Genomic DNA, 13,334 nt, shown 5'->3' with positions numbered 1-13,334 from the left:
GATTAAAACAGAACGACGATGAAAAAGTTTTTATATATATCCAGCGTGTTGATCGGAGCCGCTTTGTTCGGCTGTACCGATTTGGATTTGATTCCCGAGGATACGGTTACACCCGAGTCTTATTTCTCGAACGAAACGGAGTTGCGCCTGTGGACCAACGCCTACTATGCCATGCTCCCCGATGCCGATGACCTCAACGATATTTGCGCCGACGATGTGGTAAAGAATATCCTTTCCGATGTCCTTTTGGGCAACCGGCTTCCGGCCACCGAGGGCGGCTGGAATTGGGGCGACCTGCGCAAAATCAATTTCTATTTCCAACATTGCGGAAACTGTGACGACGTAAATGCCCGCAACCACTACGACGGTTTCTCCTATTTCATGCGTGCCTTCTTCTATTACGAGAAGGTACAACGCTATGGCGATGTGCCTTGGTACGACGAGGTAATCGGGTCGAAAGACAACGAACTTCTCTTCAAGGCCCGCGATTCGCGCAAGGTGGTGATGGCTCATGTCATGGCCGATCTCGACTCGGCAATCAACAAACTGCCCGAGGCTCACACGCCTTACGAGGTGAACAAGTGGACGGCACTGGCCTTGAAGTCGCGTGCCGCCCTGTTCGAGGGTACTTTCCGCAAATATCACAATCTGGGCGATTGGGAAGAGATGTTGCAACTCTCGGCCGATGCTTCGCTCGAACTGATTCAGAAAGGCGGTTACTCGCTTTACAAAGAGGGTAGCACTCCTTACCGCGACCTCTTTGCCCGCCTCGAGGCTCCCGCCGAGGAGATTATCCTGGGCCGCCGGTACAGCACCGAGCTCTCTATCCTGCACAACACGCAGTGCAACTCGATGACCGGCAACCAGCGGGTATCGTTCACCAAGCGTTTTGTCGACCACTACCTCATGGCCGACGGCTCGCGCTACACCGATATTCCCGGGCATGAGAAGAAACAGTTTGTCGACGAGGTGACCGGCCGCGACCCGCGTCTGGCGCAAACCATCTTGACACCGGGTTATGTGCAGATGGGTACTGAGAAAGAGATGATCAATACCTTGTCGAAATACACCTTGACCGGCTACCAGTATATCAAGTTCGTGATGGAACCCAAATACGACCAGTCGAACAAGTCGCCCATGTATTACCCGCTCTTCCGCTTGGCCGAGGTTTACCTCAACTATGCCGAGGCCAAAGCCGAGCTGGGCACCCTCACGCAGAACGACCTCGATATTTCGGTCAACCTCTTGCGTGACCGCGTGGGCATGCCGGGCATCGACCTGGAGGAGGCCAACAACAACCCCGACCCCTACCTGAAGGCCGACGTGACGGGCTATCCCAACGTGACGAAGAGTGCCATGACCGGTGTAATCCTGGAGATTCGCCGCGAGCGCACCGTCGAGCTTTGTCTCGAAGGCTTCCGCCAGTGGGATATGTTCCGCTGGAAAGAGGGAAAACAGTTTACTCACGAGTTCCATGGCGTTTATTTCCCTGGTGTGGGTAAATATGATCTCAACGGTGATGGGCGCAATGAAACAGCTCTTTGGAAAGACGAACCGGTATCGGGCCTTGGATTGACCAAATATCAGTTAGGAGTTGATTTCTTCCTTACCAACGATACCGAAGGCTACATGTGGCCTCATAAAGATGTGAAACGTACCTGGGACGAAGACCGCGACTACCTGTGGCCTATCCCCACCGAAGAACGTGTGAAAAACCATAATCTCACGCAGAATCCGGGCTGGGACGACGGTCTGTCCTTCTAAACCATCACGGAGAGAAGGAGATTGTACAGTCTCTTTCTCTCCGGTTACAGTTCAATAATTAACAGTAAATCTAATCTAAAACAAAGTGGTTATGAAAAGAAAATTGACTTCTTGCCTGCTTGCTGCAGGGTTTATGTTGGCATCGGTGCCCAGCACATTTGCCACGACGTATTTTATCAAGGCCGACGGGTCGGATGATACCGATGGTTCGTCTTGGGAACAGGCAATCAACTACGACTATTTTGCCGAGAACATGGAGCAGGGCAATTTTGAAGATGGTGACGTGTTCTGTTTTGCCGGTGGTGTCTACAAACTCTCTTCGCCCGATTTCGACAAGTATCTGTCGGTGAACCGCAGTGTGACTTTCCTGGGTGGTTTCGACCCCAACAGTACGGGAACGAATACCGATATTACCTATCCTTCGCCCTACGAGACCGTGATTTCGGGCGGTATCGAGAGCGATGTGGCCGCCGTGCCCGGTAACCGCACTCACTTGTGGTATATGGAGCGCAAAGACGGCGACCAGCCTGTGCGCATCAACGTGACGGTGAAAGGTTTTACCTTCAAACACGCTTTCCGCAACTACGACAGTGCCAGTAATTATAAAGGGGCGGTGATGGTGTTCAATACCGATTTGGATATGCAATGGTGTAACTTTATTCAAAATGGAGCCGCCTTTGTCGGAACATCGGGTTTGACACTTATTGCTTCTGAGGCAAATATCTCTGATTGTGTCTTTTCAGAAAACTTTTCTAGTGAGAAGGGTGCTGCCTTAGGATTGTTTATAAGCTCGGCTTATGCAGGAGATGAATATCTGACGCAAGCTGTGGTTCAACGTTGCCAGTTTACCGATAATTATTTTACGACCGACTATTATCCTGAAGCTGAATATGGCGACGACGGTAAACCGGCTTATACCAATAAACTTCGCGGAACGGCAATCATTTTGGGTAGCAATGACGAGCGTCTCCGCCTCTATTTGGTGAACAGTTTGGTTGCCGATAACTATACCGAAGGATTTGGTGTTATAATGGGCTATCCCGGAACGACGATGTATATGATTTCCAATACAATCGCTAATAAAGATTATACCCCTGCACAAGAAACTCGTACGGTTTCCGGTAATCAAAATGCTACAAAGGATGTAGGTCGTGGTCTGGGGGTAATGAGCTATGGCGGATTCAATTATATGGCGAATAATTATATTGTGAATGGTGTTTTAGGCGAATCCGCACCTTCTAATCCTGCTATATTAATGAGCCGTAGTAACAATACCCGTCCCGGCAAATGGTATAGCGGCGGTTACAACCTCTCCGGTACGGCTTGGTATTGCACCTCCTGGGCCTCGCCGAGAGACCGCACGCAAGACCCCTCGGTTCAAGACGACCATGACGACGGTACGGGCAAAATCGTACAAGGTACCTACCTCTATCTGAGCGATACCGACGGAGAAACGTATACCTATGCCGATGTCTTCGGCGACAACACTTTCGGCGACAACGGCGGTTTCAGCCAGACTTTGGCTCCGGTTTCGCCCGTGAAGAGCTTGACTATCGATGAGCTGAATGCCTTGAAGACCGAATGGAATTTGCCCGAGAATATCGACCTCACGGTTGACCAACGCGGTTACAAACGGGCTGCTACGACCTGTGTAGGTTCGTACGACGGCGACGCCACTTCGGGTATTGCCGATGTAACCGTTGCCGACCGCTTGACAATCAGCACGCTGGGTAACGGCCTCTTCCGGGTAAACGGTGCCCGGGCCGAGGCTACGGTCTACAACCTGAGCGGAAATGTCGTGAAGGTGGTTCCGGCCAACGACGTTATCGATCTCTCTTCGCTCGCCAAGGGTGTGTATATCATTCATGTCGATGGCGAAGCCTTCAAAGTGATTAAATAATAAGAATCTTTAATTAAGTAGTTTTTTCATCGGGTATGCTGCCGGTGTTTTGCCGGCAGCATATCTTTCTCAAAACGGTTGTCAATGCCATGATTTGTCGTGCCATGAAGATAAGTAAATGCCTGTTTTTGCTTTTGGCCCTTGTGACCGGTAATGCGTTTGCTTCGGTTACCTGGAAAGTGTGGAATACCGAATATCGGGTAGACACCACGTTTCATGCCCAGATAGGGCCGGGAACTACCCAGACCTCGCTGCTGCTCACAGGCCCCGATACCACCTTGACGGTATTTTATCTGACGGTCGACCTTACCAATCCCTATGTCGATATACGCACGGTGTGCGCCAAAGACCATCTGGCCGGAGCACAGACCGTGACCGATATGGCCGAGAGTCACAGCGTCGAGGGCGAAAGCCTCTATTTTGCCGGCATCAACGGCGGTTTCTTCGCCATGTCGGGCAAAGCCAACGACGGCAAGACCAGTATTGTGGGACGACCCCACCACGCCACGGTGGCCGAGGGCGAGATATTCCGCACCTCTACCTCGTCGATTTGTCGACACTTTGGCATCACGGCCGACAAGGTCCCTTACCTGAGCAACGCCTCGGTCGATTTCACGGGAACCATCACATCGGCTACTCAATCTTATGAAATTTCGGGGGTGAATGTCGACGCCGCAAACAACAAACTGATACTTTATACCGATAAAATGCCGGGGCAAGTCACCCAGGTGACGAGCAACTCGTTTCCGCTGTATTACGAGATTGCCCTTTTGCCCAAGTCGGGCGAGAAACTGGTGCCCGGCAAACCTTGCAAAATGAAAGTCTCGGGCTCGTGGGCCCGGGGTACCAACATGGCCGTGCCCGACGGCGGCTATGTCATCAGCGGGAAAGGCATGTCGGGAGTCTTTATCCAAAGCCTGAACGATGGCGATGAGGTAGAGGTATACCTGCCCATGTCGTTCGATGGCGAGGAGGTGCCGGTCGACAATCTGGTGACCGGCAATCCCAAGATACTGGGGAACGGTACCGTACTCGATACCGAGGACGAGCGGAAGGATGCCGTAGAGTGGCACCCGCGCACCTCGATCGGATACAGCCGGGATAAAAAGACATTGATTATGCTCGTCTGCGACGGGCGCACGTCGGTGTCGCGGGGTGTACGCACCCGCGAGCTGGCCGACCTCATGCGCTATGCCGGGGCTTACGAAGCCTTGAATCTCGACGGCGGCGGTTCGAGCACTCTATATACCAGCATGCTGGGGGTGCGCAATCACCCCAGTTCCAACGGCGTGCAGCGCCAGGTGGGCGATGGCGTCTTTGTGGTCTCCACGGCGCCCAGATCGGTCTATATCGGGGGCATCGGTTTTGCCACGCCTCCGCATGTGCTGGCCAAGGGCGAGGAGTATACCCCCGAGGTATACGGTTATAACGCATACGGCCTATTGATAAGTACCGAAGTGACCAACTATACCCTCACCTGCGACGAGGGTATCGGGCACATCACCTCCGACGGCAAGAGCTTCGTGGCCGACGGCAGCGGCAAGGGCAAAATCTATGCCCGCACCCCGGCCGGCTATACTTGCGAGATGGAAATCTCAATCCGCGAGAATATCGAGGACCTCTATTTCCGGCTCGACTCGGTCATCAACGATTGCCACTACCGCTACCCGGTCGAGGTATTTATGACCAACCTCAAAGGCGAGGAGGTATCGATAGCTCCGCAAATGCTTTCGTGGCGCAGCTCCGACGAACAGGTGGCAGTGGTTGAGGAAGGCGTTTTGAGAGGCCTCGCGAGCGGTGTGGCCGAGGTTTACGGCTCGATGTCGGGATTTACCGATACGCTGCTGGTGAAAGTACAGGAGCCTGTGCGCCACTGCATGAACCTGAACGACGGTTCGGCCGACTGGATGCGGGTGTCGTTCGTGACATCGGCCGGGTTCAAGAATACCTCGGTTACCAATTCGGTCGACAAGGGGCTGGAACTCTCGTTCCTCTACAACAGTCCTTCGGCCAAGACCATCACCCTGTCGGGCAATATCCCGTTGTACAGCTTGCCCGATACGCTGCGCATACATGTCAATCCCGGCGAAGCCCGAATGAAGAGCCTCTCCTGCACGTTGCGGACCCCGTCGGGGACGCATACCGTCGACCTGCCTGTTCCGGCAGTGGGGCGGGAGAGTGTGGCCGATATTGTTTTCCCCGATGCGCTGGGCGAGACTATCGATATGGCCAACTATCCCATCACGCTGTCGTATCTGACCCTGGGCTTGGATATGAATACCTTGGGCGAGACCTATCACCTGACGATTCCCGCCGTAGAGGTAATCTATAATTATTACAACGAAAATGCGTCCGGTATCGAGTCGGTGGCAAATGCCGGTCTCGCCTGGACGGTCGAGGGGCGCACGGTGCTGCTGGGCCGCACCGCCGACCGCATCGAACTGTATAACGTCGGTGGCGGGCTGGTGGCTTTGGCCCGGGAGAGCGACCGCATATCGGCTCCCGGCGTGGGCCTCTATGTGGTGCGTGTGGTAAGCGACGGCCAATCTGTTTCGCAGAAAATATGGATAACGAAATAATATGGGCAAAAATATGAAGAAAAGATTTTTAGGATTGCTGATAAGCTGCTGTTTTGCCTCGGTGCTCGTGGCTTCGCCCGTGTACAAAATGGGCTCGTACAATATACGAGGCAAAAACGATAGCGATACGGGCGACAAGTCGTGGGACGTGCGCAATGGATACGTGGTCAAGAATATCGTAGACCACGATTTCGATGTGATAGGTCTCCAAGAGAACAGTACCGACATGCTGCCCGATCTCGAAAAACTGCTGGGCGATGCCTATGCCAACCATTCGTGGGGTGCAGGCTCGGCCTCGGACAACCGCTCGGGCACACACACGACCGTTGTCTATAAAGCCGACAAGTTCACTTTGCTCGACAAGGGACAGTTCTTCCTGGCCGAGGACCCTACTGCTCCGGGGTTGCCGTTCGATACGGCCGTGCGGCGAATTACCGTATGGGTGAAACTGCAAAATAAGGAAACGGGCGAAATCTTTTTCTATTTTTCTACTCATCTCGACCATAAGGGAGAATTTGCCCGGGCCGAGACTGCGCGCCTGAATGTGCGCAAGATGCAGGAGATAGCGGGCGACTATCCCGCTTTTATCGTAGGCGATTTCAATGCCTATTATGACGAGAAAGCTATGTATAACACATTTAATGCTTATTTTAATGATAGTCGCAAGACGACACAATCTGCTCCGGTAGGGCCGGGTGCCACGTTTGGACCGTGGGACCCGACTCTTTCGGGCGGTGAGCCTATCGACTATGTCTTTTGCAATCGCGTGAATGTGTTGTCCTATGAAACGATAACCGAGGATTTCGGGCGGGGAGTCACCCCTTCGGATCACCTGCCTATCCTCATTACTTGTACCTTACAGGAGGGTGCCGAGGCCGGCAAGTGGTATGTGAGTGCTTCGGCTTCGGGTGCGGGCGACGGCTCGAAAGAGGCTCCCTTCGCTTCGTTGCAGGAGGCTCTCGATGCGGCTTCGAAACAAGATACCATCTATATGACCGAAGGTACTTTTTATCCCGTGGAGTCGGGTTCGCTCACGGGGCGTCAGGCCACGATGAATGTCTCGACGGGGGTCTACATTCGGGGTGGATACAATGCCGATTTCTCGGCTGTGGTGGGCAAGACGGTACTCTCGGGCGACCTGGGTCGTAACGATGTAATCGGCCCCGACGGCCGCATCGTTTCGGGGGCCGGCGATAATGCCTGTCATGTGGTGACGGTGGCCGACTCGTGCTTCCTTGACCTGGGCGGGCTCGAAATCACCGGCGGCTATGCCGACCTCTCGGGTGCCAACAGCGGCGGAGCCATCTATTCGAAAGGCATCGACCTCGTGTTGCGCGATGTCGACATTACCGACAACTATGCAGCCGGTTACGGCGGCGGCATATATACCGAGGGCAACCTCACGGCCGAGCGTACGACCTTTGCCCGCAACCAGTCGGGCATGCAGGGTGGGGCCTTCTATTCGCAGACTCCGGGTTGGCGTACCGACATCGACGACTCCTATTTCGTGGATAACCAGGCGACCCAGGGCAGTGCCGCCTATTCTGCCGGACTGGTGCTGGCCATGCTGCGGGGCAATACGATTGCCGGCAACGTGAGTGCCCGTAACGGGGTCTATACCCAGACGGGGACCTCGATATATACCCGCAGTACATGGGTCAACAATACCTTTGTCAACAATCGGTTGACAGCCACGAGCAACGCCCTCTCCGACAAGTCGAACGGCGGGGCGGCCATCTATTTCAATGCCGCGTCGGGGGCTCTCAACCTGGTCAACAATACCATCACGGGCAACACCGACTCGTGCTACACGAGCAGCGGTACCCCCTCGGCCAACTTCAACGGTTCGGCCGTGCATGTCATGGCCGGTAGTGTGAAGCTGGTCAACAACATCATTGCCGGCAACTTCTCGTCGGCTGCCGAGGCCGGCGAGGTCTATCTGGGAACTTCGGCCAAGCTGATGACCTCGACCTACAACCTCTACGGTGCTGCCGACCGGATGAACATCACGGCTAAAACGCGCGATATGGTATGTTACAGCTACGACCGCAGCGTGCAGGACCTGAACGGCATGCTTCACAGCGAAGTGGTCGACGGCAAGCTGTGCCCCATATTGACCGATAACGGTGGCCATGCGCCTACGGTGCGGGTGCTGTCGGTCGCTTGCGGCAACAACAATCTGAACGTGCTGAAAGCTGCCTCTCTGCGCGAATCGTCTTTTTATATCGACATCGACGGCAACGGTAAGTATACCGACCAGTTGACGGTCGACGGCCGGGGTGTGGAGCGCAACACGAGCGGCTCGATGGTGGGTGCCTATGAGTATACCGGCGAGTCGGGAATAGAGGCGGCCTCGAGCGACAGTGGTCTCGACCTTTATGTATCGGAGAATCGGCTTTATGTATTGTCCGAAAATTCGTCGGCAAGCTACGCAATATATACCGCATCGGGCAGTTTACAAATCGAAGGCGAAGCGGTGCCGGGTACTCCGGTCGACCTTTCGTCGTTGCCCGCCGGTGTGTATGTGGTGTATGTCCACGACCGGGCCGGACAGGTAAAAGTGATTAAAGTATTGATAAACGAATAGTTAATTGTAAACAGGTAAAACAAGATGAAAAGGTTTGGTAAAGATTGCAAGTATTGGCTCTGGTGCGTGATTGTGGCACTGGGTGTTACATCGTGCAGCGGAAATGACGAACCGGGTGGAACAGGCAACAACACGCCCTCCTACCCGGTAACTATCGACACGACGTCGGTATTGGTGCAGCGCATCCTGAGTCGTACCGACTTGGTGACGAAAGTAACGCGGGTGACGACCGAAGAGCGTTTCCCCGGGCTGGTGCTTTCGGAGATTGACTTCAACACGGCCAAGGCCCGGCAACATGCCTATGTGGCCGAGGTCGATTTGTCGAAACTGACCATTGCCACCACTACACCCTATGGCGAGGTGAACGTGATGCCTACCCGGGTGAACACGATTCCCGAGCAGGCCAAGTATCTCGAGAACTCGGGCCGTCGGGTACATGTGGCGGTGAACGGTGGCTTTTGGGTATACAAAACGGCTTCGGACGGAGAGATTACGCTCATCAAGCCCAAGGAGCTCTTTTGGAAAGACGGTTATCCGTTGAGCGACTGGTGGCAGGACCCCAATCACGAGTTTACCGTCTATATGACGCGCGACGGCAGTGTTGACATCGACGTGGCCAGCAACGTGGTCAAGCGCAGTGCCGAGATTTATCAGGCATTGGGCGGTCTGGGTTGTCTCATTCGCCGCGGCGTGTTCAACGACGGCATCAGCAGCATAGGTACCTATCTGTGCGATACGCATCCGCGCACGGCCATCGGGCTCTCCGAAGACAAGCAGACGCTCTATGTCGTGGTGGTCGACGGCCGTCGGGTGAACTATGCCGAAGGTCTTGACATCTACGAACTGGCCGACTTCATGTGGGGCATAGGCAGTTACGATGCCGTGAACTACGATGGCGGCGGCTCTTCGATTATGGTGCTGCGCGACGAGAATGTAACCGACCGGGCCTCGTTCGTGGTGCGCAACCGGCCCTCCGACGGCACCCCTCGCGCCGTGGGCAACGGCTTTGCCATTGTCGAGAAATAAGATACGTGTGTGAATGTTCCCCCCTTTGCACAGGGGGACGCTGTATTTCGAATAAAATCGGCTCTATCGGGAAGTTGGGAAAATTTTTCGATAGCTTGTACAGGCAGAGGCAGACCGTGGTTTGTCTCTGCTCTTTTTTTGCACTATCTTTGCGCCGGAGTGGGAGGTTACCTCTCCTGTGGCCGTGTTGTCGATGAGGCATGCAATGGCCGGTTCTAAAACAAGAAAGCTATGAGTGGTTTGATGTGTAAGACGCTGTTTATCGATTTGGACGATACGATATGGGATTTCCAGGCCAACTCCAAACTGTCGTTGCGGCAGGTGTACGACGAGTTTTCGCTCGGGCGTGCATTTACCGGTTACGAACAGTTCGAGAAGCTCTACATGACGGCTAATCACGAGTTGTGGGAGGAGTATCACCACAATCGGGTGACGAAAGATTTCCTGATTGTGGAGCGTTTTGCCCGTCCGTTTCGTGAGGCGGGCAGTGCGTTGAGCGGCGACATGGACTTCATCATGGCTCTCAACCACCGCTATCTCGATGTGTTGGCCCAGCAGAAGACGCTGGTGCCGGGGGCTATCGATCTGCTCGATTACCTCACGGCCAAGGGCTACCCGCTCTACATCCTGAGCAACGGCTTTGCCGAAGTGCAGGCTCGCAAATTGCAGTCGGGGGGTATCGATCGCTATTTCAAGCGGCTCATCCTCTCTGACGAGATAGGCATCACCAAGCCCGACCGCCGGCTCTTCGACTATGCCTTGCAGGTGGTGGGGAGCACCGCTGCCGATACGGTGATTGTGGGCGACAACTACGACGCCGATATTCTGGGGGCGATGAATGCCGGGTGGCGAGCCATCTATTTCAACCGCGACAACCTGCCCGTAACCGGGCCCCAACCCGACTATATGGTTACCGAGCTTTCTCAACTGAAGGCAATTCTGTGAGGCGGTGGCGGTTGAGTATGCCCGTGGGTATGGGAGGCGCCGGTGTGAGCCGGAAACTCCCGTCGGTCCTGTTTGGGTTTAATCTCGATTTTGTTTCTTTTGAGTGCGTCGAGCCTGCTCTTCGGTCCAGTCGTAGGAGCGTTGGCGGTCAGCTTCGGTGACGGGGCGTATGACGCGGCAAGGGTTACCGCCGGCGATGACGTTGGCCGGGATGTCGCCGGTCACCACGCTGCCGGCTGCGATGATGCTGTTGTCGCCGATGGTTACGCCGGGGGCGATGGTCACGCCGCCGCAAATCCACACGTTGTTGCCGATGGTGATGGGCCAGGCATACTCGAGCCACTGGTTGCGACGCTCCACGTCGATGGGGTGGCCGGCGGTATAGAGGCCCACGTTGGGGGCAATGAGCACGTTGTCGCCGATGGTGATGGGAGCCTCGTCGAGCATCACGCAGTTGTAGTTGGCAAAGAAGTTTTTGCCTACGTGGATGTTGTGGCCGTAGTCGCACAGGAAGGGCGATACGATGGTGAACCGTTCGGGCGTGGTGCCCAGAATGTCGCGGAGCAGCCGCTCCCGCTCCTCGGTTTGCGAGGGTAGCAGGCGGTAGTTGAGTTCGAAAAGTTTATCGCGGGTGGCAAACAGTTTTTGCAACAGTTCGGGAGCCGAGGCATCGTACAGTTGCCCTCTCTCCATTTTCTCTTGTTCGGTCATCATCGGCTAAGGTTCGTTTAGAAAGTGAAGACCGTCGATTTTCGACAGCCGGTTTTTGAGGTTCTCCATGCGGGAGCGGCGTATGCGCAGGGTCATCTCGCAGTCCATGTCGAAGAGTTGCGAGACGATGGTTGGCCCCTCCTCCTTGACGACACGCATCACCTCGTTCATCAGGGGGTATTCGAAACCGAACTGCACCTCGTCTTCGACCAGCCGCTCCACGATTTCGTTGGCGGCGATGGCTTCGGCAGCCGCTTCGCGGTAGGCCACGATGAGTCCGCTGGTACCCAGCTTGATGCCTCCGAAGTAGCGTATCACGACGATGAGGATGTCGGTCAGGTTGGCCGAGTTGATTTGCCCGAGTATCGGTTTCCCGGCCGTCCCCGAGGGTTCGCCGTTGTCGTTCGAGCGGAACTGGGTGCGCTCGTGTCCCAGCATGTAGGCCCAGCACACGTGGCGGGCGTCGTAGTACTCCTTCTGGTATTTTTCGAGCTCACGCTTCACCTCGTCGACGGTGGTCACGGGGATAGCGAAGGAGAGGAACTTACTCATCTTCTCCTTGTAAATTCCCTCCGAGGTGCGCGATATGGTCAGGTAGGTGTCGTCCATATACAAAAAAAGAGCTTACCTCTGCAAAAGTAAGCTCTTTTTGGGGAATACGCAAGTATCAATATTTGTGTTCGTTGCTTTCCATTTCACTGGCGGTGATGGGCTTTTTGTCCATGGCGCGCCATACGTAGAAGATATAGGCCAGCACAAAGGGGATGAGCAGCGATACTACGCTCATGGTTTTCAAGGTGAAGAGGCTCGACGAGCTGTTGCAGATGGTGAGCGAGCTCTGCATGTCGGCAGCCGAAGGGTAGTAGGGGGTGTGGTTGTAGCCGGCGATGAAGAAGAGGCTGAGAACCACCAGTACGGTGCCGATACCCGAGAACCAGATGCCTCGGGTGAAGTGCTGCCCGAATACCGAGCGGATGAGGGCATAGAGCACCAGCACCACACCCACGAGGAACATGAAGGCTACCCACGGCATTTCAACGAAATTGTAGAAATATTTGTAGGGCCGGGTAAATACCTCGCCGGTGAGCGGGTTGGTCTCGTAGCCGGTAGCCATCAGGGTAGCAGCCACGAACGAGAGGAAGAAGAGCACGAACACGATGCCGTTGACCAGCACCTGTTTGCGTGCCCGTTCGAAGAGGGTATCGTCCTTGATATTGTTCATGAAGTAGAGGGCTCCTTGTGTGCGGGCCAGCAGGAGCACCGTGATGCCCAGCAACAGGTTGCGCACGTCGAGCAGAGCCTCCAGGCCGTTCCAGTCGTTGGTCCAGCTGCTGATGACCGGTGCCCCAGGAGTGGTGAGGTTGGCCTTGTCGACCACGAAATCGGCTCCGGTGAAGAAGGTACCCACGGCTACGCCCAGCAGTAGGGGGCCCACCACGCCGTTGACAAAGAGGAAGGCGTCGTAGGTCTTTTTGCCCAGGAAGTTGCCGCTCTTCGAACGGTATTCATACGATACGGCCTGTATGATGAAGCTGAACAGGATGGCCATCCACAGCCAGTAGGCCCCGCCGAAACTGGTGGAGTAGAAGAGGGGGAAGGAGGCGAAGAAGGCCCCGCCGAACACCACGAGGGTGGTGAAGGTGAACTCCCACTTGCGGCCCAGCGAGTTGACCATCATGCTCTTTTCAATTTCGTTTTTACCCATGGTCGCCAGCAGCGATTGTCCGCCCTGCACAAAGAGCAGGAATACCAGTATTGCGCCCAGCAGCGAGATGAGAAACCACCAATAGTGCTGGTAAAATAGTTCGTTCAGTTCCATAGT

At 55.0% G+C, this 13,334-nt stretch carries 9 protein-coding genes; 6 read left to right on the top strand and 3 right to left on the bottom strand.

The features are described 5' to 3' along the window. The first annotated feature begins 18 nt into the window (after positions 1-18). From B5F38_RS08080 to B5F38_RS08055, 6 genes are all read left to right on the top strand, one after another. Positions 19-1,764 (top strand): RagB/SusD family nutrient uptake outer membrane protein, encoded by a 1,746-nt coding sequence (locus B5F38_RS08080; protein ID WP_087408780.1) that lies wholly within the window; start codon positions 19-21, stop codon positions 1,762-1,764. Positions 1,765-1,855: 91 nt separating this feature from the next. Next, on the top strand, positions 1,856-3,664 hold the full coding sequence (locus B5F38_RS08075; protein ID WP_087408779.1) for a T9SS type A sorting domain-containing protein: 1,809 nt from the start codon (positions 1,856-1,858) through the stop codon (positions 3,662-3,664). Between the two features lie 104 nt (positions 3,665-3,768). Next, a complete protein-coding gene (locus B5F38_RS08070; RefSeq protein ID WP_158096859.1) occupies positions 3,769-6,243 on the top strand; it encodes a phosphodiester glycosidase family protein in 2,475 nt (824 codons plus the stop codon). A gap of 13 nt (positions 6,244-6,256) precedes the next feature. After that, on the top strand, positions 6,257-8,830 hold the full coding sequence (locus tag B5F38_RS08065; protein WP_158096858.1) for an endonuclease/exonuclease/phosphatase family protein: 2,574 nt from the start codon (positions 6,257-6,259) through the stop codon (positions 8,828-8,830). 24 nt (positions 8,831-8,854) lie between these two features. Next, entirely contained in the window at positions 8,855-9,856 is a 1,002-nt protein-coding gene (locus B5F38_RS08060; protein ID WP_087408776.1) for a phosphodiester glycosidase family protein, read from the top strand. Between the two features lie 231 nt (positions 9,857-10,087). Beyond that, entirely contained in the window at positions 10,088-10,801 is a 714-nt protein-coding gene (locus B5F38_RS08055) for a YjjG family noncanonical pyrimidine nucleotidase (RefSeq protein WP_087408775.1), read from the top strand. Between the two features lie 78 nt (positions 10,802-10,879). On the opposite strand, the gene B5F38_RS08050 is transcribed toward B5F38_RS08055, so the two are convergent. The 3 genes from B5F38_RS08050 to cydB are packed head-to-tail and all read right to left on the bottom strand — an operon-like array spanning position 10,880 to position 13,331. After that, on the bottom strand, positions 10,880-11,515 hold the full coding sequence (locus tag B5F38_RS08050) for a sugar O-acetyltransferase (RefSeq protein ID WP_162611677.1): 636 nt from the start codon (positions 11,513-11,515) through the stop codon (positions 10,880-10,882). 3 nt (positions 11,516-11,518) lie between these two features. After that, the gene (locus B5F38_RS08045) at positions 11,519-12,121 is read right to left on the bottom strand and encodes a YigZ family protein (RefSeq protein ID WP_087408827.1); all 603 of its coding nucleotides are present in this window, start codon (positions 12,119-12,121) and stop codon (positions 11,519-11,521) included. A 58-nt stretch (positions 12,122-12,179) separates the two neighbouring features. Then, complete coding sequence (gene cydB, locus B5F38_RS08040) at positions 12,180-13,331, bottom strand: cytochrome d ubiquinol oxidase subunit II (RefSeq protein ID WP_087408774.1); 1,152 nt, start codon at positions 13,329-13,331, stop codon at positions 12,180-12,182. Between the last annotated feature and the right edge of the window lie 3 nt (positions 13,332-13,334).

This window comes from Barnesiella sp. An22 (assembly GCF_002159975.1).
Lineage (GTDB): Bacteria > Bacteroidota > Bacteroidia > Bacteroidales > Barnesiellaceae > Barnesiella > Barnesiella merdigallinarum.
This window is presented reverse-complemented; position numbering and strand designations above follow the sequence as displayed.

Coding starts and splice junctions, on each gene's coding strand:
- B5F38_RS08080 (WP_087408780.1), top strand. CDS start 19: ATGAAAAAGTTTTTATATATATCCAGCGTGTTGATCGGAGCCGCTTTG.
- B5F38_RS08075 (WP_087408779.1), top strand. CDS start 1,856: ATGAAAAGAAAATTGACTTCTTGCCTGCTTGCTGCAGGGTTTATGTTG.
- B5F38_RS08070 (WP_158096859.1), top strand. CDS start 3,769: ATGAAGATAAGTAAATGCCTGTTTTTGCTTTTGGCCCTTGTGACCGGT.
- B5F38_RS08065 (WP_158096858.1), top strand. CDS start 6,257: ATGAAGAAAAGATTTTTAGGATTGCTGATAAGCTGCTGTTTTGCCTCG.
- B5F38_RS08060 (WP_087408776.1), top strand. CDS start 8,855: ATGAAAAGGTTTGGTAAAGATTGCAAGTATTGGCTCTGGTGCGTGATT.
- B5F38_RS08055 (WP_087408775.1), top strand. CDS start 10,088: ATGAGTGGTTTGATGTGTAAGACGCTGTTTATCGATTTGGACGATACG.
- B5F38_RS08050 (WP_162611677.1), bottom strand. CDS start 11,515: ATGATGACCGAACAAGAGAAAATGGAGAGAGGGCAACTGTACGATGCC.
- B5F38_RS08045 (WP_087408827.1), bottom strand. CDS start 12,121: ATGGACGACACCTACCTGACCATATCGCGCACCTCGGAGGGAATTTAC.
- cydB (WP_087408774.1), bottom strand. CDS start 13,331: ATGGAACTGAACGAACTATTTTACCAGCACTATTGGTGGTTTCTCATC.